Annotated in this window: 20 protein-coding genes and 1 riboswitch; of the genes, 13 read left to right on the top strand and 7 right to left on the bottom strand. The window is 66.5% G+C overall.

Features of this window, described 5'->3' with window-relative positions:
• Positions 1 to 9 precede the first annotated feature (9 nt).
• Positions 10 to 1173 carry an isovaleryl-CoA dehydrogenase gene (locus AC5P57_RS18295; RefSeq protein ID WP_099551549.1) on the bottom strand — a complete coding sequence of 388 codons (1164 nt, stop codon included), beginning with the start codon at positions 1171 to 1173 and terminating at the stop codon, positions 10 to 12.
• Between the two features lie 159 nt (positions 1174 to 1332).
• Here AC5P57_RS18295 and AC5P57_RS18290 point away from each other — a divergent pair, with 159 nt between their 5' ends.
• The 3 genes from AC5P57_RS18290 (at position 1333) to AC5P57_RS18280 (ending at position 4293) form a co-directional block, all read left to right on the top strand.
• Positions 1333 to 1941, top strand: a complete 609-nt coding sequence (locus tag AC5P57_RS18290; protein ID WP_099551548.1) for a TetR/AcrR family transcriptional regulator — start codon at positions 1333 to 1335, stop codon at positions 1939 to 1941.
• 204 nt (positions 1942 to 2145) lie between these two features.
• Entirely contained in the window at positions 2146 to 2664 is a 519-nt protein-coding gene (locus AC5P57_RS18285; RefSeq protein WP_005407662.1) for a c-type cytochrome, read from the top strand.
• 183 nt (positions 2665 to 2847) lie between these two features.
• Positions 2848 to 4293 carry an ExeM/NucH family extracellular endonuclease gene (locus AC5P57_RS18280; RefSeq protein WP_262235823.1) on the top strand — a complete coding sequence of 482 codons (1446 nt, stop codon included), beginning with the start codon at positions 2848 to 2850 and terminating at the stop codon, positions 4291 to 4293.
• Positions 4294 to 4601: 308 nt separating this feature from the next.
• Here AC5P57_RS18280 and AC5P57_RS18275 read toward each other — a convergent pair whose 3' ends face one another.
• Entirely contained in the window at positions 4602 to 5459 is an 858-nt protein-coding gene (locus AC5P57_RS18275; protein WP_108767350.1) for an EamA family transporter, read from the bottom strand.
• A gap of 43 nt (positions 5460 to 5502) precedes the next feature.
• Here AC5P57_RS18275 and AC5P57_RS18270 point away from each other — a divergent pair, with 43 nt between their 5' ends.
• Both AC5P57_RS18270 and zapE read left to right on the top strand, forming a co-directional pair.
• Entirely contained in the window at positions 5503 to 6174 is a 672-nt protein-coding gene (locus tag AC5P57_RS18270; protein WP_262235822.1) for an alpha/beta hydrolase, read from the top strand.
• Positions 6171 to 7271: a cell division protein ZapE gene (gene zapE, locus AC5P57_RS18265; protein ID WP_262235821.1), complete on the top strand. Its 1101-nt coding sequence runs from the start codon at positions 6171 to 6173 to the stop codon at positions 7269 to 7271. The genes AC5P57_RS18270 and zapE overlap by 4 nt, the downstream gene beginning before the upstream one ends.
• 102 nt (positions 7272 to 7373) lie before the next feature.
• Here zapE and AC5P57_RS18260 read toward each other — a convergent pair whose 3' ends face one another.
• Complete coding sequence (locus tag AC5P57_RS18260; protein WP_099551543.1) at positions 7374 to 8180, bottom strand: DUF2884 family protein; 807 nt, start codon at positions 8178 to 8180, stop codon at positions 7374 to 7376.
• A 551-nt stretch (positions 8181 to 8731) separates the two neighbouring features.
• On the opposite strand from AC5P57_RS18260, the gene AC5P57_RS18255 reads away from it, so the two are divergent.
• The 4 genes from AC5P57_RS18255 to AC5P57_RS18240 all read left to right on the top strand — a co-directional run bounded on the left by AC5P57_RS18255 (position 8732) and on the right by AC5P57_RS18240 (position 14068).
• Positions 8732 to 11134, top strand: a complete 2403-nt coding sequence (locus AC5P57_RS18255; RefSeq protein WP_032128210.1) for a ribonucleoside-diphosphate reductase subunit alpha — start codon at positions 8732 to 8734, stop codon at positions 11132 to 11134.
• Positions 11135 to 11672: 538 nt separating this feature from the next.
• Positions 11673 to 12356 (top strand): hypothetical protein, encoded by a 684-nt coding sequence (locus AC5P57_RS18250; RefSeq protein ID WP_262235820.1) that lies wholly within the window; start codon positions 11673 to 11675, stop codon positions 12354 to 12356.
• A gap of 66 nt (positions 12357 to 12422) precedes the next feature.
• A complete protein-coding gene (locus AC5P57_RS18245; protein ID WP_262235819.1) occupies positions 12423 to 13445 on the top strand; it encodes a ribonucleotide-diphosphate reductase subunit beta in 1023 nt (340 codons plus the stop codon).
• Between the two features lie 242 nt (positions 13446 to 13687).
• Positions 13688 to 14068 carry a hypothetical protein gene (locus AC5P57_RS18240; protein ID WP_099551542.1) on the top strand — a complete coding sequence of 127 codons (381 nt, stop codon included), beginning with the start codon at positions 13688 to 13690 and terminating at the stop codon, positions 14066 to 14068.
• Positions 14069 to 14107: 39 nt separating this feature from the next.
• Here AC5P57_RS18240 and AC5P57_RS18235 read toward each other — a convergent pair whose 3' ends face one another.
• Positions 14108 to 14743, bottom strand: coding sequence for a LysE family translocator (locus AC5P57_RS18235; protein ID WP_099551541.1), 636 nt, complete (start codon positions 14741 to 14743; stop codon positions 14108 to 14110).
• A gap of 153 nt (positions 14744 to 14896) precedes the next feature.
• On the opposite strand from AC5P57_RS18235, the gene AC5P57_RS18230 reads away from it, so the two are divergent.
• The 3 genes from AC5P57_RS18230 (at position 14897) to AC5P57_RS18220 (ending at position 17383) form a co-directional block, all read left to right on the top strand.
• Positions 14897 to 15298 carry an acyl-CoA thioesterase gene (locus AC5P57_RS18230; RefSeq protein WP_049435481.1) on the top strand — a complete coding sequence of 134 codons (402 nt, stop codon included), beginning with the start codon at positions 14897 to 14899 and terminating at the stop codon, positions 15296 to 15298.
• 56 nt (positions 15299 to 15354) lie between these two features.
• Positions 15355 to 16161: an NAD-dependent protein deacetylase gene (locus AC5P57_RS18225; RefSeq protein ID WP_262235818.1), complete on the top strand. Its 807-nt coding sequence runs from the start codon at positions 15355 to 15357 to the stop codon at positions 16159 to 16161.
• 121 nt (positions 16162 to 16282) lie between these two features.
• Positions 16283 to 17383, top strand: coding sequence for an NADH:flavin oxidoreductase/NADH oxidase (locus AC5P57_RS18220; RefSeq protein WP_111112503.1), 1101 nt, complete (start codon positions 16283 to 16285; stop codon positions 17381 to 17383).
• Positions 17384 to 17401: 18 nt separating this feature from the next.
• Here the strand turns inward: AC5P57_RS18220 and AC5P57_RS18215 are convergent, their stop codons facing one another.
• Positions 17402 to 18313, bottom strand: coding sequence for a LysR family transcriptional regulator (locus AC5P57_RS18215; protein WP_099551538.1), 912 nt, complete (start codon positions 18311 to 18313; stop codon positions 17402 to 17404).
• A gap of 114 nt (positions 18314 to 18427) precedes the next feature.
• Between AC5P57_RS18215 and purU the strand changes: the two genes are divergently transcribed.
• A complete protein-coding gene (purU, locus tag AC5P57_RS18210) occupies positions 18428 to 19279 on the top strand; it encodes a formyltetrahydrofolate deformylase (RefSeq protein WP_099551537.1) in 852 nt (283 codons plus the stop codon).
• A gap of 70 nt (positions 19280 to 19349) precedes the next feature.
• On the opposite strand, the gene pncA is transcribed toward purU, so the two are convergent.
• Together pncA and AC5P57_RS18200 are read right to left on the bottom strand one after the other, a co-directional pair.
• Positions 19350 to 19976, bottom strand: coding sequence for a bifunctional nicotinamidase/pyrazinamidase (pncA, locus tag AC5P57_RS18205; RefSeq protein ID WP_099551536.1), 627 nt, complete (start codon positions 19974 to 19976; stop codon positions 19350 to 19352).
• A 56-nt stretch (positions 19977 to 20032) separates the two neighbouring features.
• Complete coding sequence (locus tag AC5P57_RS18200) at positions 20033 to 20719, bottom strand: epoxyqueuosine reductase QueH (RefSeq protein WP_428843486.1); 687 nt, start codon at positions 20717 to 20719, stop codon at positions 20033 to 20035.
• Between the two features lie 162 nt (positions 20720 to 20881).
• A riboswitch (cobalamin riboswitch) is annotated at positions 20882 to 21096 on the bottom strand.
• Between the last annotated feature and the right edge of the window lie 39 nt (positions 21097 to 21135).

The following is a 21135-nucleotide window of genomic DNA, read 5'->3' as shown; positions in this document are numbered from 1 at the left end:
GCGGTGGCCTTACAGGGTGCGCTGGAACAGTTCACGGCCGATCAGCATGCGGCGGATCTCCGAAGTGCCGGCGCCGATTTCATACAGCTTGGCGTCGCGCCACAAACGGCCGGTCGGGTATTCGTTGATGTAGCCGTTGCCGCCCAGGATCTGGATCGCCTGGCCGGTCAGCCAGGTGGCCTTCTCGGCGGCATACAGGATGGCACCGGCGGCGTCCTGGCGGGTGGTGCGGCCCTGGTCGCAGGCGCGCGCCACGGCATAGACATAGGCGCGGCAGGCGCCCAGGCCCACGTACATGTCGGCGATCTTGCCCTGGATCAGCTGGAAGCTGCCGATCGCTTCACCGAACTGGTGGCGCTCGTGCACGTACGGCATCACCACGTCCATCGCCGCGGCCATCAGGCCCAGCGGACCACCAGAGAGCACCACGCGCTCGTAGTCCAGGCCGGACATCAGCACGCGCACGCCGCCACCGATCTGGCCCAGCACGTTTTCTTCCGGTACTTCGCAGTCCTGGAACACCAGCTCGCAGGTGGGCGAGGAACGCATGCCCAGCTTGTCCAGCTTCTGCGCGGTGGAGAAGCCCTTCATGCCCTTTTCGACCAGGAACGCGGTGATGCCCTTGGCGCCAGCGTCCATGTCGGTCTTGGCATAGACCACCAGCACGTCGGCGTCCGGGCCGTTGGTGATCCACATCTTGTTGCCGTTGAGCACGTAGCGGTCACCGCGCTTGTCGGCGCGCAGCTTCATCGACACCACGTCCGAACCGGCACCCGGCTCGCTCATCGCCAGTGCGCCGATCAGGCTGCCGTTGCACAGGCCCGGCAGGAAGCGCTGCTTCTGTTCTTCGTTGCCGTTCTTGCGCAGCTGGTTCACGCACAGGTTGGAGTGCGCGCCGTAGGACAGGCCGATGCCGCCGGAAGCACGCGAGATCTCTTCCATCGCCACCACGTGGGCCAGGTAGCCCATGCCGGTGCCGCCGTATTCTTCTTCCACGGTGAGGCCGAGCAGGCCCTGTTCGCCCAGCTTCGGCCACAGGGCCAGCGGGAACTGATTGGTGGCATCGGCCTCGGCGGCCAGCGGTGCGACCTCGGCGGCGGCAAAATGGGCCACGCTCTGGCGCAGCAGGTCGATGTCTTCGCCAAGATCGAAGTTCAGGGATGGCACGTGCATTGTGGTGGCTCCACGGCGGGATGGCAGGAAATGGACGCACCCGGCGGGGGAGCGGGCGGCGGTGTACAGGACCGCCACCCGTACGGGCGATGGCCCCAGCGTAGCGGGGTTCGGGTAAGAAGTGAATACGAATTCAAAAATTGAAACTAGAATCAGAACATGGCCTATAAACGCTCTGCATTGATGGAAGAACGCCTGGCCGGGGCCCGTGAAAGGATCCTGCTGGCCACCCGTGAGCTGGTCGCCACCGGCGGCTGGCGCAACGCCCCGGTGACGGCCGTAGCGACCCAGGCCGGGGTGTCCACCGGCCTGATCTACCGCCACTTCCCGTCCAAGGCCGAACTGTTCGTGGAGGTGCTCAACGCCGCCGTGGCCCACGAGGTCGCGATCATGGAGCGCATCGCCAGTGGCCCGGAGGTGGCCAGCGAGCGTCTGCGGCTGGCGATCACCGCCTTCGTCCGCCGCGCGCTGGCGGGGCCGGGGCTGGCCCATGCCTTCATCGTTGAGCCGGTCGACCCGGATGTGGAAGCCGAGCGCATGCGTGGCCGTCGCGCCTTTGGGGATGTCTTCCTGCGGCTGGTGGAAGAGGGCGTGGCCGCCGGTGAACTGCCGGCGCAGGACGCGCACGCCACGGCCGCGTGCCTGGTCGGTGCCTTCACCGAAGCGATGGTCGGCCCCACCGCGCCCAGCCGCGAAGCGCACCGCGACGAAGACGCGCTGGTGGACGCGATCTGCAGCTTCTGCCTGCGCGCGATCGGCGCCCGGTAATCCGGTAGAGCCGGCCGCTGGCCGGCTTCTGTTGCTGGGGTCAGATCCCTTTTGCGGCGCAAAAGGGATCTGACCCCATCCCCCGGCATGTTGCGCCGCACCAGCAGCGACGCCTGTTGTCGCACGCAAAGCGCGTTCTATACTCGGTCCATCACGCAGTCGCTCAGCCGTGGTCCAACGACTATCAGCCAGGGGTAACGAAGAGTGCGGAATTACGATCTGGAGTTCCTGAAACGCTTCTCCATGGTGATCGCGCTGCTGGCGACCATCACCCTCGGCCTCATCCTCCTTGCCGCCTACATCCACACCCGGATTCCGCCCGAGGTGTCGCCGACCGCGGCCAAGCGCACCGAACAGCGCATCTCGCCCACCGGTGCGGTCTATGCCGGCAGTACCGGCGCCGCCGCGCAGGCAGCGGCCAAGGCCGCCGCGCTGGCCAAGGCGGCGTCGCAGGTGGCCTATGGCGGCACCAAGGACGGCAAGGTCATCTTCGACAACCTGTGCACTGCCTGCCACACCACGGGTGTGGGCATGGCGCCAACGCTGGACCACTCGCACTGGGACAAGCGCATCGCGCAGGGCAAGGACACGCTCTACAAGCACGCCATCGAGGGTTACACCGGCCCGGACGGCGGCATCATGCCACCCAAGGGCGGCAACCCGGCGCTGACCGAGGAGCAGATCCACGCCACCGTGGACTGGATGCTGGGCAACCTGAAGTAGACGGTCGTGCCGGCCGCTGGCCGGCAACCACGCATCGCACGAAGGTCATGAGGTTGCCGGCCAGCGGCCGGCACTACCCGGCTTTGCCCACCGAGGCCTGATCGCTCATATGCCCCCGCTGCGCAGGCGGGGTTTCGCGTTTCAGGGTTAGTCTGTGCGCCTCTTCCATGGAGTCGCCCGTCGATGCGCCGCCGTTCCCTCGCCCTTGCCCTGTCCCTGCTGCTGCCGGCCGGCGCCTTTGCCCAGGCCCAGCCGCAGGCCGTACCGGTCGCGTCGCCCTCCGCCGCGCGCAGCAGCGGCACCGTGGTGCTGACCGCCGCACCGGCCGACTGGCGCGCGCTGGATGGCCAGCGTGTGCGCATCGCCGCACCGCTCACCCTGGCCGGTACCGACGGTCTGGAGCGCTTCGGCCAGCTCACCGTCGCCTTCGATGGCCGCCTTTGGCAGCCGACCGAAGTGGCCGCGCCGGGTACTGCCGGCTACGAGCAGGTGATGGCCGACAACCAGCGCCGCCGCCTGGTGCTGGACGACGGCAGCGATGCCCGCGACCCGGCCAGCGTGGCCTACCTGCCGGCCAACCCGGTGCTGCGTACCGGCATGCAGCTGCGCAATGTGGAGGGTATCGTGCGCGTGGACGCACAGGGCCGTCCGCGGCTGCAGGTCGAAGGCGCACTGAAGCTGCCGGAACTCAAGCGCCCGGCGGTGCCGACGGTGCCGGGCAGCCTGCACGTGGCGGCCTTCAACCTGGAGAATTTCTTCAACGGTGACGGCCAGGGCGGTGGCTTCCCGACCCTGCGCGGCGCGCGCACGCTGGACGAGCACAAGGCGCAGGTGGCCAAGCTGGTCACCACGGTCAACGCGCTGGGGGCCGACGTCGCCGCGCTGATGGAACTGGAGAACGATGGCTACGGTCCGCAGTCGGCCATCGCCGAACTGGTCGATGCGCTCAACCGCGACCGTGGCGCGCAGGGCGACTGGCGCTTTGTCGACGCGGGCAACGGCCCCGGCGACAACCCGATCCGGGTCGGCATCATCTACCGCAGCTCGCGACTGCAGCCGGTGGGCGCGCCGGCCACGCTGACCGGCGGCCCGTTCGTCGAGCACAGCCGCGTGCCGTTGGCGCAGGCCTTCCAGGGCAAGCAGGGCGCGCCGTTCGTGGTGGTCGCCAACCATTTCAAGTCGAAGGGCTGCCGGGATGCGAGCGGTGCCGACGCGGACCGCAACGACAACCAGGGCTGCTGGAATGCCACCCGCGTGGCCTCGGCGCAGCAGCTGCACGCCTGGCTGCAGACCGACCCGACCGGTACCGGTGCCAAGGACGCGGTGCTGCTGGGCGATTTCAATGCCTACGCGATGGAAGACCCGATCCGCACCCTGCATGAGCTGGGCTGGCAGGACGCGTTCAAGGTTGCAAAGGTCGAGCATCCCTACAGCTACGTCTACAACGGCTACACCGGCCGCCTCGACCATGCACTGCTGAGCCCGGGCATGGCCAAGCGCCTGCGCGGGGCCGCCGAATGGCACAGCAATGCCGACGAGCAGGACGCCAGCGGCTACCAGGGCCGCAACGTACAGGGCCCGTGGCGCAGCTCCGACCACGACCCGCTGTTGCTGGGTTTCGATAAATAACCCAGCGGTTGTGCATCCGCTGGGGTGTGGCGTGCACATGGGGCGACACTGATCCTGCTGTTGCTTTTGATCTTCCAGTCCGTCTTCAAGCGAGCCGAGCATCGCAGGTGAATCAGGGGCGAAGAGGCGCCGATGTCTGAGCGCAGCGAGTTCGGCGCCGTCCCCTGGTTCATCGAGAAGCGCAGGGTACCGGTGCACAGCACCGGCTCGCGGCTGGCGGCGCGTTTCTTTTGGTTACTTTTCTTTTCGCGCGAAAAGAAAAGTGACATCCCACCGCGGGCGCGGAAATGGCCCGCCGCAACCAACGCTCACCCCCAGGCGATCAATCCGATCGCCAGCACCGCCAGCGCCAGCCCGGCGCGGTTCCACTTCGTGGTGGCCTCGCCGAAGGCGAACACGCCCACCAGCGCGCCCAGCACCACCACGCCGATGTTCATGCCGGCGAACACGGTGGCCGGGCTGTCCGGCATCGACTGGTGTGCATGCACATAGAAGAGGATGTTGCCGCCGTTGAGCAGGCCCAGCAGCGCGCCGGCCCCCAGGTTGCGCCAGGCCAGCCGGCTGCGGCCGCTGGCATGCCGCCACAGCTGCAGCGCCAGCATCAGCACGAAGGCCACGCTGAAGCTGGCCAGCACCGCCGCCATCGACGGCGTGCCCGACAGCGCCACCTGCTTCAGCAGCACGTCCACCACCGCAAAGCCGCCCCACACGCCCAGCAGCCAGCCCCAGCCACCGGGCGAGGCCGCCACGGCCGGCCCACGCGGGCGCAGGCTGATGGCCACCATCGCCAGCACGCCCAGGCCCAGGCCGGCCAGCTTCCACGGCGTGGCGGTCTGGCCGAAGAACAGGAAGGCCGCCGCCAGCGACAGCAGCAGCGACAGGCGCTGGGCCACGTCGCTGCGGACGATGCCGGCCACCGCCACTGCGCGGCCCAGCACCAGGAAGATCGACGGCAGCACCACCGCCAGCGCCAGCAGTGACAGCCACGGCGCATGCGGCGCGCGCAGCGCGTCCAGCGGCGGCTGCAGCACCACGGCAGTGAGGGTGGCGGCGACCAGATAGTTCCAGGTCACCATCTGCGGCACGTCCAGCGCGCGGCGGTTGGCCAGCTTCAACAACACCGAAACCAGCACACTGCAGATCACGGCCAGGGACAGGTAGAGCATGGGGCGGGCACAGGGCAGGGGCGGGGGACGGTATCATGGTGCCATGCACAAGCCCTCGTTCCCCGTCGCCCCCGGCGAAACCGCCTGCCTCGTACTGGACGGCCCGGCCGGCCCGCTGGAAGTGGTCGTCGACCTGCCCAAGGCCGACGTGCCGGTGCAGCCGATCGTGGCCCTCATCTGCCACCCGCTGTCCACCGAAGGCGGCACCCTGCACAACAAGGTGGTCACCATGACCGCCACCACCCTGCGCGAGCTGGGCATCGCCACGGTGCGCTTCAACTTCCGCAGCGTCGGCAGCTCGGCCGGCAGCTTCGACCACGGCGTGGGCGAACAGGACGACCTCAAGGCCGTCACCGCCTGGGTGCGCAGCCAGCGCCCGGACGACCGCCTGTGGCTGGCCGGTTTCAGCTTCGGCTCCTTCGTTTCGCTGAAGGCCGCAGGCGAGCTGCAGCCAGAAGCGCTGATCTCGATCGCGCCGCCGGCCGGCCGCTGGGATTTCAGCGGCGTGCAGCCGCCGGCCCGCTGGCTGGTCATCCAGGGCGAGCAGGACGAGATCGTCGACCCGCAGGCCGTCTACCAGTGGCTGGACACGCTCGATTTCCCGCATGAGCTGGTGCGCATGCCCGAAACCAGCCACTTCTTCCACCGCAAGCTGATCGATCTGCGCGGCGCGCTGACCCACGGCGTCAAGCACTGGCTGGGCGCAGCGGCATGAGTGCGACCGAGTTGACCCCGTCGCAGCGGTACGCGGCCGGGGTTGCCAGCGGCGACTGGCAGGACGACCCGGCCCAGCACGCGGCCCTGGCCGAACTGGACCGCATCCACCTGGGCCTGGTCGACAGCGCCGAGGACGGCTGGCTGGACCGCCTGTCCTCGTTCTGGAAGAAGCCCGAGCCGGTGAAGGGCCTGTACTTCTGGGGCGGCGTCGGCCGCGGCAAGACCTTCCTGGTTGATCTGTTCTACGACGGGCTGCCGATCAAGCAGAAGTACCGCACCCATTTCCATCGCTTCATGCGCAGCGTCCATGAGCGCCTGCGCGAGCACCAGGGCCAGAGCGACCCGCTGGCGAAGATCGCCCAGGAATGGCGCAGCAACCTGCGCGTGCTGGTGCTGGACGAATTCTTCGTTACCGACATCGGTGATGCGATGCTGCTGGCGCGGCTGCTGGAGCGCCTGTTCGCCGAAGGCGTGACCCTGGTCACCACCTCCAACACCGCGGTGGAGAACCTGTATCTCAACGGCCTGCAGCGCGAGAGCTTCCTGCCGGCCATCGGCCTGCTGCAGCGCTTCTGCGTCGAGCTGTACGCCGAGGGCACCGAGGATTACCGCATGCGCGCGCTCACCCGCTCGCCGGTGTACCGCGCACCGCTGGCGGCCGACAGCGATGAATGGCTGGCCACCCGCTGGAACGAGCTGAGCGGCGGCCAGCCGGCCAAGCCCGGCAACATCGAGATCGAGGGCCGCAAGATCCCGGTCCGCGGCCGCGGCAAGAGCATCGCCTGGTTCGACTTCGCCGCGCTGTGCGAGGGCCCACGCGGGCCCTCGGACTACATCGAGATCGCGCACGAGTTCAACACCGTGCTGCTGGGTGGCATCCCCGCCTTCGACCGTTTGAACGAGGATGCCGCGCGCCGCTTCGTCAACCTGATCGACGAACTGTACGACCGCCACGTCAACCTGGTCTGCACCGCCAGCACCTCGCCGATCGAGCTGTACACCGGCCAGCGCCTGCAGGGCGCGTTCGAACGCACCGCCTCGCGCCTGATCGAGATGCAGAGCGCCGAGTACCTGGGTACCCCGCACCGGGCGTGAGGGGGCCGCTGGTTGTAGAGCCGAGCCCATGCTCGGCTGCTTCTGAATGACGTGCCGAAAGGCAGCCGAGCGTGGGCTCGGCTCTACAACAGCGCGGCGGGCCTATCGACTCGGCGCCACCGCATCATCCTGCGGCTGCTCGCGCACGCTGGCCGCCACCTGCACGCCCTCACTGCGCTGGATCAGCCGCAGCGGCTGCCCCTGATAGCGGACCTCGAGCGCGTCGTGGGCCTCGGCCACGGCGGCCACCAGCGGGCACAGCGCCTGCGCGCGGGCCTCGATGCGCTCGGCGCGGCCTTCCAGCTGCTGTTCCATCTGCGCGTCCAGGCGGTCGGCGCGCTCCTCCATCGCCTCGCTGCGGCCGGTGACCATCTGCCACAGCATGCTGCGGGCGATGGATGCGGACAGCGACTCGGCCATGTCCTGCACCTTGGCCTCGAAGCCCGGCCCGAACACCGCCTGTTCCCAGTAGCCCTTGCCCAGCGTGCCGCCGATCCAGTCATCGGCCTGCCGGCGCAGGCGCCGGACCTTGCGGCTGTTGGCGGTGCCGGTGAGGCTCTCATAGACCCCGTCGAGCACGTCGAAGCTCAGCCCGCTCACTTCCTGGGCCAACGCCGTGGCTGCCGGCATCAGCTGCCGCGCCCCCGCCTCCATCTGCCGCAGGCGGGCGGCGTCGGCCTCGCTGACCGGCACGACCGTGTCGTCCAGGCTCAGCACGCCATCGTGGAACACCACCTCGTGCGGCGCCTGCGGGCCATGCCGCAGCCAGATGCCGCCGCTGTCCACCAGCACGTCGTAGTCGGTGCGCATGCCGCACTGGTCCGAGCGCAGCTTCGGGGCGTCGCCGGCCATCACCGGGGCGGTGGCCAGGCAGGCCAGCAGGGCCAAGGCGGGCAGGGGCGGGCGCATGGTGGAATCCTTTCCGGTCGGTGCAGGGCCCCAGCATCCCGCGCCCGCACGGTGCCGTCACCGGCCGGAAGTCACTGCCCGATGGCATCCAACCGGCCATACCGGCTTTCCCACCGGCTGCCCACCACCTATCCACAGGGTTGTCCCTAGCCAGTTTCATCACTGTCATGTGAAGCTGTCATTGTTCCGTTTTCGCGGTGCGTTGTACCACCGCAATGACGCCTTTCGGGCTTGACTGCGCAGCCCGTTCCGGCAGGTCTGAAGCGTCTGATCCGGGCGCCGATGGCACGATCCTTGCGGCGCAAGGGATTGCCGAATTTCACTACATTTGGCGTTGACGGACCCCATTACCCCCACTATCTTGTGGCCGTCGGTCGCAGCAACCCCAATTCCAGGGGTGCCCGGGGTACCCATCCGCGATCGTCAACGGCAGTGGCAGGCGCAGGGTCTCATCCCCTGCGACGCCGTCCTGCCATCCTGGGCTGTCATGTCCCGGGCTGCGTCACCCGATGCATCGAGCACCCACCAATCACGCCAAGAGGACACACGCCGTGACCACCGAATCCAGCGCCACCATCGAGAAGGAAAGCGAATTCCTGTTGACGTCGCCGCCGACGGCCAACGCGATGAGTGTGACCAAGCGCAATGGCACGACCGAACTGGTGGACCTGAACAAGATCGTGCGCGCGGTGCAGCGTTCCTCCGAAGGCCTGCACGCCGTCGATCCGATGCGCGTGGCCACCCGCACCATTTCCGGCCTGTACAACGGCGCCACCACCCGCGAGCTGGACGAACTGTCCATCCGCACCGCCGCCCTGCTGATCGGTGAAGAGCCCGAGTACGGCCGCCTGGCTGCGCGCCTGCTGGCCAACTACATCGCCAAGGAAGTCTCGGGCCAGGAAATCTACGCGTTCTCGCAGTCGGTCAGCCGTGGCCATGAAGTCGGCCTGATCAACGACCGCCTGCTGAACTTCGTGCAGACCAACGCGCGCAAGCTCAACGATGCCATCGACATCTCGCTGGACCTGAACTTCGATTACTTCGGCCTGCGTACCCTGTACGACCGTTACCTGCTGCGCCACCCGCACACCCGCAAGGTGATCGAGACCCCGCAGCAGTTCTTCCTGCGCATCGCCAGCGCGCTGAGCGAGGACGTGTCCGAGACCCTGGCGCTGTACAAGCGCATGGGCAACCTGGACTACCTGCCGTCCAGCCCGACCCTGTTCAATTCCGGCACCACCCACGAGCAGCTGTCCTCGTGCTTCCTGCTGGACTCGCCGCAGGACTCGCTGGAGTCGATCTATTCCAAGTACGGCGATATCGCCCAGCTGTCGAAGTTCTCCGGCGGCATCGGCGTCAGCTACACCCGCGTGCGCTCGCGTGGTTCGCTGATCAAGTCGACCAACGGCCACTCCAACGGCATCGTGCCGTGGCTGAAGACCATGGATTCGTCCGTGGCCGCGGTGAACCAGGGCGGCAAGCGCAAGGGCGCGGCCTGCGTCTACCTGGAAACCTGGCACGCCGACGTCGAGGACTTCCTCGAGCTGCGTGACAACACCGGTGACGAAGCCCGCCGCGCGCACAACCTGAACCTGGCCAACTGGGTGCCGGACCTGTTCATGAAGCGCGTCGAAGCCGACCAGGAATGGTCGCTGTTCGATCCGCGCGTCGTGCCGGAGTTCACCGACCTGTTCGGCGAAGCCTTCGAGCAGGCCTACCTGCAGGCCGAAGCCCAGGGCAAGGCCAACCGCACCATCTCCGCGCGCAAGCTGTATGCCCGCATGATGCGTACGCTGGCCGAGACCGGCAACGGCTGGATGACCTTCAAGGACAAGTGCAACCGCGCCAGCAACCAGACCCTGCGTCCGGGCAACGTGATCCACCTGTCCAACCTGTGCACCGAAATCCTGGAAGTCACTTCCAACGATGAAACCGCCGTGTGCAACCTGGGTTCGATCAACCTGGGCAACCACTTCGACGAGCACAACGAGTTCGACTTCGAGAAGCTGGCCGAGACCGTGCGCCTGGCCGTGCGCCAGCTCGACCGCGTCATCGACCTGAACTTCTACCCGATCGAAACCGCCCGCCGCGCCAACCTGCGCTGGCGTCCGGTCGGCCTGGGCTGCATGGGCCTGCAGGACGTGTTCTTCCGCAAGCGCCTGCCGTTCGACAGCGCCGAAGCCCGTGCCCTGTCGAAGAAGATCGCCGAAGCGATCTACTTCCACGCGCTGGAAACCTCCTGCGAGCTGGCCCAGGAACGTGGCAAGCACCCGTCGTTCAACGACACCCGCGCCGCCGGTGGCGAACTGCAGTTCGACGCCTGGAACGTGGTGCCGGAAGACACCGCACGCTGGGATGCCCTGCGCGCCCGCATCAAGGAACACGGCCTGCGCAACTCGCTGATGATCGCGATCGCCCCGACCGCGACCATCGCCTCGATCGCCGGCTGCTACGAGTGCGTCGAGCCGCAGGTGTCCAACCTGTTCAAGCGCGAGACCCTGTCCGGTGACTTCCTGCAGGTCAACCGCTACCTGGTGAACGAGCTGAAGAAGCTGGGCCTGTGGACCGCCGACATGCGCGATGCCATCAAGCTGGCCGAAGGCTCCATCGCCGGCGTGGCGCAGATTCCGGAAACGCTGCGCGAGGTCTACCGCACCGCGTGGGAACTGCCGATGCGTTCGCTGATCGACATGGCCGCCGAGCGTGGCGCCTTCATCGACCAGTCGGCCTCGCTCAACCTGTTCATGGAAAGCCCGAACATCGGCGCGATGTCTTCCATGTACATGTACGCCTGGAAGCAGGGCATCAAGACCACCTACTACCTGCGTTCGCGCCCGGCCACCAAGATCGCCAAGACCACGGTGAGCAGCGCAGCCCCGGCCAAGGTGTTCAGCCCGGACGAAGCCATCGCCTGCTCGCTGGAAAACCCGGAAGCCTGCGAGGCCTGCCAGTAAAAAAGAAGGGCCCCGAGCTGTAACTCGGGGCCCTTCTGATGCTTCACAAAACATCCAACGCTTGGTCAGGGTGTTCTTGCTCTGCTACTTCGTCTAGGAAGTTTGCCAACTATACCTTTTCTGCAATTCGAAAAGGTTAGATGCAGATCAAGATTCGAGACCAAGCCCCTGAATCGTTAAGAGGCTTGATCATGAGTAGAAATACTAAAACTAGCTCCGCTTCGGCTGCCTCATTGGCGGCACGGACTCTCAACAATGGAAGCTCGTCCGGACTTGAGCGTTCTCTTGCTGGCTCGGTGTTGGCTCAACGTGGGACTGCTAGTCAAACCGGAGCTCGAATGGAAGAGCGTGCAGGCCGCGCATTGAACAACGATCGATCGTCTGCCACCACGCGCACCTTGGCAGCCAGCTTGGTGTCACAGTCGAACAAGGCTCGATAGAACGACCTGGCTGGGCTACTTCATGTAGCCCAGCCCACCTAGCTTGCCTAGTCATCGGTTGTGCAAACGGTCTCAGCACGATTCCAAGGAGTTAGCCAATGCAAGATCCTCGAATCAGTTTGAACAAGCTTGGCGAGTACATGACGGCGCCGACACCATCGCGACGCAAACGTATCGTTTTAGATCAACAGACGCCGCAGCCTTTTATTGCGGCGCGCTACAAAGATGCTCGAGAGGCGATTGTTGATTTCGTCGTCTCCGGTATGAGTGATCGTGCCGGATTGTTGTCCGTGGCTTCTCGGCTTCGCAAGAGCCGCGAGGGTTCTGAGTTTGCTATCAACGACCGAATCGCTTCCGCCGATGCCATTGAGAGCTTCATTGAGGCCGTCGATGACATTGATCTTGGTGACTGCGTTGCAGTGTCTATGCCAAGCACAACTTCTCAAGGCATGAAGATCGCTGGTGTGTACGTATCTGTCCGACCTGATATCTATCTGCGGAACTGGATGACTGGCGAGATTGAAGGGGCTCTCAAACTTCATTTCCCCAAGACTTCGCCTTTGACCTCAGTTGGCGCGGAGTACGTTGCTACGGCGATGCGTGTTTACATGGAGCTCGAAAAAGGCAACTCGCATGTGGATTACCGAAAGTGTTACGTCGTTGACGTACCAACTTCATCCGTGACGGTTGCGCCGAAGGCGCACGTCAGGAAGATGAAGGACATTGAGGCGGCATGCGAGGAGATCGCGATTCGGTGGTTTAGCGGATCAGCCGCAGCGTAGATTTGGACTAATATTGGACCAGCCGCCGGGCCGCCTCGGCCCGGCAGAAATTGAAGAGATATATAAATGACATCAGCCACCAGCAAGCAGATGCTGCTCGATCCCGGTTTTGAACTGACCCTGCGCCCGATGCGCTACCCGCAGTTCTATGACATGTACCGGAATGCGATCAAGAACACCTGGACGGTGGAAGAGATCAACTTCCAGATCGACATCACCGACCTGCACAGCAAGATGTCGCCGGGTGAGCGCCACCTGATCCACCGCCTGGTCGCGTTCTTCGCCACCGGCGATTCGATCGTCTCCAACAACCTGGTGCTGAACCTGTACCAGCACTTGAATGCGCCCGAAGCGCGCATGTACCTGTCGCGCCAGCTGTATGAAGAAGCGCTGCACGTGCAGTTCTACCTGACCCTGCTCGACAACTACCTGCCGGACCCGGAAGAGCGTGTCAAAGCCTTCGCCGCGGTGGAGAACATCGACTCGATCAAGAAGAAGGCCGACTTCTGCTTCAAGTGGATCGACTCGATCCAGGACCTGAAGCGCATCGAGACCCGTGCCGAGCGCCGCCAGTTCCTGCTGAACCAGATCTGCTTCGCCGCGTGCATCGAAGGCCTGTTCTTCTTCGCGGCCTTCGCCTACGTGTACTACTTCCGTTCGCGCGGCCTGCTGCCGGGCCTGGCCTCGGGCACCAACTGGGTGTTCCGCGACGAGAGCGCGCACATGGAGTTCGCGTTCGAGTCGGTGCGCGTGGTGCGTGAGGAAGAACCGGACCTGTTCGACGAAGAGATGAAGCAGCAGGTCTACGACATGCTGGCCGAAGCCATCGAATGCGAAGTGCAGTTCGCCGAGGACGTGCTGTCCGGCGGCGTGGCCGGCATTTCCACCCGCGACATGCGCCAGTACCTGCAGCACTGCGCCGACCAGCATTTCGCCAAGCTGGGCATGGAAAAGAAGTACAACGTGCGCAACCCGCTGCCGTTCATGGAACTGCAGGACGTGCAGGAACTGACCAACTTCTTCGAACGCCGCGTCTCGGCCTACCAGGTTGGCGTGCAGGGCGAAGTGGCCTTCGACATGAACTTCTGATCGGACCGGTCAGGCCTGTCGCAACGAAGAACCCCGGCCAATGCCGGGGTTTTTTGTTGCGCATCAACAAGATGGGCTATTCTCGCTGGACTCCGGCGGCGGCGGTACGTCGTACCCATGCCGTGCCTGGACAGGAAGAGGGGACGCCACGGCAGGAATGACGCGCGGACAATCCCAGCGCCGCGTTCCCGTACGCGTGTTCCCACCATGGTGGTGGAATTGAATGGACCCTGGAGGTCGCAATGGAGACTGCAGTGCCTGGAACAGCAACCCGCAAGACCGTGTTTCGTGGATGGATGGGAGGACTGTTCGCCGTCCTGGTCGCCTGTCCGTCCCTGGCCCATGGCACGAACTGCGATTCCAAGGTGGCCAACGTTTCCATCGATGCCAGCGGCAAGGTGTTCGTGGCAACCACCGCCTCGCCCATCCACGCTGTCTGCAACATCGTCAGCAAAGGCGATTTCAGCATGCCGACGGAGGTCTGCAAGGCAACCTACGCCATGCTGATGAGTGCGAAGGTCTCCGCCATTCCCATCCGCCTGTACTACACCAGCGTGCCGCAATGTGGCGATATCAAGGCCTGGTCGGCACAACCGAGCTTCTACCACGCCGAACTGTTCTGATCACGGGGCTGGGCGTATCGCCTGGAGGGCACGCCGCGATCAGCGCCGTCCTTCCACCGCCATGCGTACCGCCAGCCCGGCCAGCACCGTGCCCATCAGCCAGCGCTGCACCACCTGCCAGGTCGGGCGCGCAGCCAGGAAGCCGGCGATGCTGCCTGCAGTCAGCGCGATCATGCCGTTCACGCTGACGCTGACCAGGATCTGGGTGGAGCCCAGCACGATCGACTGCATCAGCACACTGCCTTCGCCGTCGGGATGCAGGAACTGCGGCAGCAGCGACAGGTACATCACGGCCACCTTCGGGTTCAGCAGATTGGTCAGAAAGCCCATCGTGAACAGCTTGCGCGGGCTGTCCTGCGGCAGGTCGCGCACCGCGAACGGCGAACGGCCACCCGGCTTGAGCGCCTGCCACGCCAGGTACAGCAGGTACAGCGCGCCGCCGATGCGCAGCGCGTCGTAGGCAAACGGTACCGTCATCAGCAGGGCGGTAATGCCCAGCGCCGCACACAGCATGTAGAACACGAAGCCCAGCGCCACCCCGCCCAGCGAGATCAGTCCCGCCATGGGCCCCTGGCAGATCGAGCGCGAGATGACGTAGATCATGTTCGGCCCGGGCGTGATCACCATGGCCAGCGAGACCAGTGCAAAAGCCAGAAGGTCGGAAGTGGCGGGCATGGGCGGTCCTGGCGGTGGGCGTGGCGCAGTGTAGCGCCTGCCACGGGCGGTGCCTGCGCAGGCACCGCTGCCAGGTGGCCATTGCACATGCGTTCCGATGGCCGTCACGCCGGTCGCATAAAATTACCGGACCCCACACACCGAAGCACCCCCATGACCCCGATCCCCGAGACCGTGCCGCCCACCGAAGTGCGCATGGCCGAAATCGTCTTCCCGAACCACACCAACCACCTCGGCACCCTGTTCGGTGGCCAGGCGCTGGCGTGGATGGACAAGGCCGCCTTCCTGGCCGCTGCGCGCTACTCGCGCCGCACCGTGGTGACCGCGCGCAGCGACCAGGTCGACTTCAAGCTGCCGATCCGCATCGGCCAGATGGTGGAAACCATCGGCCGCATCGTCGAAGTCGGCCGCAGCTCGATGAAGGTCGAGGTGGAGCTGGTCGCCGAAGACCTGCACAGCGGCGAGCGCAAGCTGTGTACCCGCGGCCACTTCGTGATGATCGCGCTGGACGAGGAAGGCCATCCGATCGCAGTGCCACCCCTGCCGGTGGCCTGACCCGGCCGACTGGACCGGCGCTTGCCGGGGCGCGCATGCGCCCCCATCTGGTACCCATGACCCTGCCGCTGACCGACTTCATCGACCGCGCCCAGCGCCTGTTCGTGCTGACCGGTGCCGGTTGCAGCACCGCCTCGGGCATTCCCGATTACCGCGATACCGACGGCCAGTGGAAACGTACGCCACCGGTGACCTACCAGGCGTTCATGGGCGAAGCGGCCACCCGCCAGCGCTACTGGGCGCGCAGCCTGCTGGGCTGGCCGCGGTTCGGCCTGGCACGGCCCAATGGTACCCACCAGGCCCTGGCCGCACTGGAAAACAGCGGCAAGCTGCAGGTACTGCTGACCCAGAACGTGGACGGCCTGCACCAGCGCGCCGGCAGCCGCAACGTGATCGACCTGCATGGCCGCCTGGACCTGGTGCGCTGCATGGGCTGCGAGCGCCGTAGCGGCCGCGAGGACTTCCAGCAGCGCCTGCTGGACGCCAATCCCGGCTGGGATGCCCTGGAGGCTGGCATCGCCCCCGACGGCGATGCCGATCTGGAGACCGATTTCTCCAGCTTCGTGGTGCCCGGTTGCCCGTACTGTGGCGGCCTGCTGAAGCCGGACGTGGTGTTCTTCGGTGAAAACGTGCCGCGGGACCGCGTGGAGGCGGTGCATGGGCACCTGCAGCAGGCAGACGCCGTGCTGGTGGTGGGCTCGTCGCTGATGGTCTATTCCGGCTTCCGCTTCGTGCAGGCAGCGGCCAGGGCAGGACTGCCGGTGGCGGCGCTGAACCGTGGCCGCACCCGCGCCGACGACCTGCTGCAGTTCAAGGATGAGCGGGACTGCGCCGAGGCGTTGGCGGGTTTTGCGACCCGGTAGCGCCGGGCCGTGCCCGGCGCTACCGGTGACCCGCCCCCGCGAAACAGCGATCCATCCAGACGGTTGATTCGCAGGCCGTGCGGCGGTGCAATACGCACCCCCTTCGTCGTTCATCACCGTCTTGAGCCAGCTGTTTTCGCCGATCTCGTTCGGCCCCCTGACCCTGTCCAACCGCATCGTCATCGCGCCGATGTGCCAGTACTCCGCCGAAGACGGCCGCGCCAGCGACTGGCATGCCATGCACCTGGGCAACCTGGCGCAGTCCGGCGCCGGCCTGCTGATCCTGGAAGCCACCGCGGTCGAGCCGCGTGGCCGCATCAGCTGGGCCGACCTGGGCCTGTGGGATGACGGCACCGAAGCGGCACTGGCACAGGTACTGGCCAGCGTCCGCCGCTGGTCGCCGATGCCGCTGGGTATCCAGCTCGGCCACGCCGGTCGCAAGGCGTCGGTGAAGCGCCCGTGGGATGGCGGCGGCCAGCTGCCGGCCGATGATGCGCGTGGCTGGGCCACCGTGGCGCCGTCGCCGCTGCCGTTCCACGCAGCCGATCCGGCGCCGCAGGAACTGGATGAGGCCGGCATTGCCGAAGTCGTCGCTGCCTTCGCCGCCAGCGCCGTGCGCGCCGAGCGCCTGGGCTTCGAGCTGATCGAGCTGCATGCGGCCCACGGTTACCTGCTGCACCAGTTCCTGTCGCCGCTGAGCAACCGCCGCACCGACGGCTACGGTGGCTCGTTGCCGAACCGCCTGCGTCTGCTGGTGGAAGTGTTCGATGCCGTGCGTGCGGCAGTGTCCGACAAGGTCGCTGTGGGCGTGCGCATTTCCGCCAGCGACTGGGTCGACGGTGGTTGGGATCTGGTGCAGAGCGAAGCGCTGGCGCAGGTGATGGATGCGCGCGGCTGCAACTTCCTGCACGTTTCCAGCGGTGGCCTGGACGAGCGCCAGAAGATCACCGTCGGTCCGGGTTACCAGGTGCCGTTCGCGGCGGCGATCAAGGCCAAGGTGCGCATGCCGGTCATCGCCGTGGGCATGATCACCGAACCGGAGCAGGCCGAATCGATCCTGCGCCATCGCCACGCCGATGCGGTCGCGCTGGCACGCGGCATCCTCTACGACCCGCGCTGGCCGTGGCACGCTGCTGCTGCATTGCGCGACAGCGTGGAACCGGCGCCGCAGTACCTGCGCTGCGAGCCGCGCGACGCGCGTGGCGTGTTCAAGGCACGCTGATTCAAGGCACGCTGAGGCTCACACCCGCCAGGCCGGCGTGATGCCGGCCTGCAGGTGCTCGAACAGCGCGCGGATCTTGGCGGTGAAGTCGCGGCGGTCGCTGACGCAGAAGTAGACCTCCATCGGTTCCGGGCGCCACGCGGTGTTGGCGCCGAACACCGCCTGCAGGCGGCCATCGCGCAGGTACGGCTCGGCCACGAATGCGGCCAGCCGGGTAATGCCGGCACCGGCCGCCGCCAGCGTCGCCAGCGCATCGATGTCATCACAGACCATGCTCGGTGGCAGCGCGGCGTCCACGCGCTGGCCGTCCTTCAGCAGGCCCCAGCGCAATGGTCGGCCATCGGTGGGGAAGCGGTGCAGCAGACCACGATGGCTGCCCAGGTCGGAGGGTTGCTGCGGGGTGCCGTGTGCCGTCAGGTAGGCCGGTGAGGCACAGAACACGAAGGGCACGCGCGCCAGCTGCCGTGCGACTACGCCGTCCTCCAGCTGCGCACCGATGCGGATGCTGGCATCCACCGCTTCCGGCCCGTGCTGCACGGCGCGGTCGGTCAGGCGAAGCTCCAGCTGCAGTTGTGGATAGCGCTGCTGCAGCGACGGCAGCAACGGTGCAAGCACGTGGCGACCGAACGCGCTGCTGCTGGCGATGCGCAGTGGCCCGGCCGGTTCGATGTCGCCGGCGGTGACCATGGCCTGCGCGCGTGCCAGGTCGGCTTCGATGTGGCGCACCTGGGCCAGGTACAGCGCACCGGCCTCGCTGAGGGCCAGCTGGCGCGTGCTTCGGTTCAGCAACCGTACGCCCAGATGGGCCTCCAGACGGTTGATGTTCTGGCCGACTGCGGTGGCGCTGATGCCAAGGATGCGGGCCGCGGCGGCAATGCTGCCGGTCTCTGCGGTGCGGGTGAAGCTGCGGATCAGTTGCAACAGGTTCATGACCGACCAGCTTGCCATGGGGACGCCCAAGTATCGCTTGGGACTGAACCAAGCAGTTCGGTTGCATCGGAGACCATCGATCCGGCAGGCAGGTCGCTGCCCTACACTCGGAAGATGCGCCCCGATTCCATTCTTACTCTGTCCTGCCCCGACCGCACCGGCATCGTCTACCGCGTGTCCGGCCTTCTGTTCGACCACGGCTGCAACATCCTCGACGCGCAGCAGTTCGGCGATGAGGAAAGCGGCCGCTTCTTCCTGCGCGTGCACTTCGACCGCGACGCCAGCCTGCCGCTGGAGACCGTGCACACGGCCATGGCCACGCTCGCCGAAGGCTTCGGCATGGACTGGCAGCTGCACGATGGCCGACGCCGCGCGCGGCTGCTGGTGCTGGTCAGCAAGCAGGGGCACTGCCTCAACGATCTGCTGTTCCGTGCCCACAGCGGCCAGCTGAAGGTGGACATCGCCGCAGTGGCGTCCAACCATGCCGACTTCGCGCCGCTGGCCGCGTCCTACCAGGTGCCGTTCCATCATCTGCCGGTGAACGCGGAAACGCGCGCGGTGCAGGAGCAGCAGATCATCGACCTGGTCGAGCGCGAGCGCATCGACCTGGTGGTGCTGGCGCGCTACATGCAGATCCTGTCGCCCACGCTGTGCCGCGCGCTGGCGGGCCGTGCGATCAACATCCACCACAGCTTCCTGCCCAGCTTCAAGGGCGCGCAGCCTTATCACCAGGCGCACGCGCGCGGGGTCAAGATCATCGGCGCCACCGCGCACTACGTCACCGAGGATCTGGACGAAGGTCCGATCATCGAACAGGACGTCGCGCGTGTGGACCACGCCATGGCACCGCGTGAGCTGGTGCGGCTGGGCAGTGACACCGAATCGCTGGTGCTGGCGCGTGCCGTGCGCAGGCATGTCGAGCACCGCATCCTGCTCAACGGGCACCGCACGGTGGTGTTCCGGTAGTGCCGGCCGCGGGTCGGCAACAGCAGGGATCCCGGGGTTGCCGGCCAGCGGCCGGCACTACCGATGTCGGTCAGGCGATCGCGATTCCCGCCTTCCCCAGCGCCTCGCGCACCATTGCGTCGTTGGCCTCGGTCACCGGTTTGGTCAGCTCCCACAGGAACTTCACCCGGAAGCCGGACTTCACCGCGTCCTGCGCGCTCCACAGCACGCAGTAGTCGCGGGCCAGGCCGCACACGTGCACTTCGCGGATGCGGCGCTCGTGCAGCCAGCCGGCCAGGCCGGTGGCCGGGCGCTCGCCATCGGGGCCGTGGTTCTCGCGGAAGGCGCTGTACGAATCCACCTGTTGGCGCGTGCCCTTGCGCAGGATCAGGTCGGCCACGGTCCAGTCCACGCCCGGGTGCAGCGCGGCGCCATCGCTGCCCTGCACGCAATGGTCGGGCCACAGCGTCTGCGGCTGCGCGTGCAGGAGGATGGTCTCGAACGGACGCTTGCCGGGGTGCTGGCTGGCGAAGGAGGCGTGGCCGGCCGGGTGCCAGTCCTGGGTGGCCACCACCGTGCGGTAGCGGCGCTGTGCCAGCAGTCCGGCAATCGGTGCCACCAGCGCATCGCCCTGGTCGCAGGCCAGCGCGCCACCGGGCATGAAGTCCGGCTGCAGGTCGATCACCAGCAGGGCGACATCGGCGGGCAGGGCGGTCATGGCAGATCCACTACATCACAAGGGGGCGACCAGCGTGGCCGCCCCGGCGGCGCAGGTCAATCGCCCTGCGGCGTCTCAGCGTCCTGCCCGTAGTACAGCAGGCCGATCCTGATCCGCTCCCGGCCGTTCTCGCGGCGATGGCGGTTGGCATCGCGCAGCGAGTACACGCAGCCGCAGTATTCCTGCTGGTAGAACTGCTCGCGCTTGCTGATCTCGATCATGCGGCTGGCACCGCCACCCTTGCGCCAGTTGTAGTCCCAGTACTGCAGGCCTTCATAGCGCGATGCGGCGCGGATGCCGCAGTCGTTGATCTGCGTCATGTTCTTCCAGCGCGAGATGCCCAGCGACGAGCTGATGGTGTCGTAGCCGTGTTCATGCGCGTACAGCGCGGTGCGCTCGAAACGCATGTCGAAGCACATCGTGCAGCGGATACCGCGCTCGGGCTCGTTCTCCATGCCACGCGCACGGCTGAACCAGTTGTCGGTGTCGTAGTCGCAATCGATGAAGGGAATGCCGTGCTGCTCGGCGAAGCGGATGTTCTCCTGCTTGCGCAGCTCGTACTCCTTCACCGGGTGGATGTTGGGGTTGTAGAAGAAGATCGCGTAGTCGATCCCGGAGGCGGTGATCGCCTCCATCACTTCGCCCGAACAGGGCGCGCAGCACGAATGCAGCAGCAGGCGCTTGCCGTCGGCGGGCAGGGTCAGGGTGGGGCGTTGGAGATCGGTCATCGTCAGGTACCGCATGGACCGCCGGCAGCGACGGTGGCCCATGCATCAGCGCGTGGGTGGAACAGGGCGGGCCGGATACCGTGAAAAGGACGCGCGCGGCCGCGCTGCCTGCACGCGCAGGACAACGGCGGCCCCGGCACCCTCCCCGCGGAGAGTCCAGGTCGAATCAGGGGACGGTCGTGTCCCCCGGCCGTGGCCGGTATTCGGGCTGATGGACACGGGCCGCAGCCCACCTACTACCTGCCGCTTCCCAGGCATGTGCCCAGTGCTGTTGGCAGGATTCGTTTCCATTCACCGCTGCGGGGCAGCTCCGGAATGGGCGCGCGAGGCGCCTTCACCGGATTCCCGTTTAAATCCATCCCGTTATCGAAACGTCGGGAAGGATACCTTCGGCGTGTGCACGGTGAACCCGTTGGCGGCGATGGTCAAGG

This window comes from Stenotrophomonas sp. YJH_SMC_79, assembly GCF_059367995.1.
This window is presented reverse-complemented; position numbering and strand designations above follow the sequence as displayed.

Coding starts and splice junctions, on each gene's coding strand:
- AC5P57_RS18295 (WP_099551549.1), bottom strand. CDS start 1,173: ATGCACGTGCCATCCCTGAACTTCGATCTTGGCGAAGACATCGACCTG.
- AC5P57_RS18290 (WP_099551548.1), top strand. CDS start 1,333: ATGGCCTATAAACGCTCTGCATTGATGGAAGAACGCCTGGCCGGGGCC.
- AC5P57_RS18280 (WP_262235823.1), top strand. CDS start 2,848: ATGCGCCGCCGTTCCCTCGCCCTTGCCCTGTCCCTGCTGCTGCCGGCC.
- AC5P57_RS18275 (WP_108767350.1), bottom strand. CDS start 5,459: ATGCTCTACCTGTCCCTGGCCGTGATCTGCAGTGTGCTGGTTTCGGTG.
- AC5P57_RS18270 (WP_262235822.1), top strand. CDS start 5,503: ATGCACAAGCCCTCGTTCCCCGTCGCCCCCGGCGAAACCGCCTGCCTC.
- zapE (WP_262235821.1), top strand. CDS start 6,171: ATGAGTGCGACCGAGTTGACCCCGTCGCAGCGGTACGCGGCCGGGGTT.
- AC5P57_RS18260 (WP_099551543.1), bottom strand. CDS start 8,180: ATGCGCCCGCCCCTGCCCGCCTTGGCCCTGCTGGCCTGCCTGGCCACC.
- AC5P57_RS18250 (WP_262235820.1), top strand. CDS start 11,673: ATGCAAGATCCTCGAATCAGTTTGAACAAGCTTGGCGAGTACATGACG.
- AC5P57_RS18245 (WP_262235819.1), top strand. CDS start 12,423: ATGACATCAGCCACCAGCAAGCAGATGCTGCTCGATCCCGGTTTTGAA.
- AC5P57_RS18240 (WP_099551542.1), top strand. CDS start 13,688: ATGGAGACTGCAGTGCCTGGAACAGCAACCCGCAAGACCGTGTTTCGT.
- AC5P57_RS18235 (WP_099551541.1), bottom strand. CDS start 14,743: ATGCCCGCCACTTCCGACCTTCTGGCTTTTGCACTGGTCTCGCTGGCC.
- AC5P57_RS18230 (WP_049435481.1), top strand. CDS start 14,897: ATGACCCCGATCCCCGAGACCGTGCCGCCCACCGAAGTGCGCATGGCC.
- AC5P57_RS18225 (WP_262235818.1), top strand. CDS start 15,355: ATGACCCTGCCGCTGACCGACTTCATCGACCGCGCCCAGCGCCTGTTC.
- AC5P57_RS18215 (WP_099551538.1), bottom strand. CDS start 18,313: ATGAACCTGTTGCAACTGATCCGCAGCTTCACCCGCACCGCAGAGACC.
- purU (WP_099551537.1), top strand. CDS start 18,428: ATGCGCCCCGATTCCATTCTTACTCTGTCCTGCCCCGACCGCACCGGC.
- pncA (WP_099551536.1), bottom strand. CDS start 19,976: ATGACCGCCCTGCCCGCCGATGTCGCCCTGCTGGTGATCGACCTGCAG.
- AC5P57_RS18200 (WP_428843486.1), bottom strand. CDS start 20,719: ATGCGGTACCTGACGATGACCGATCTCCAACGCCCCACCCTGACCCTG.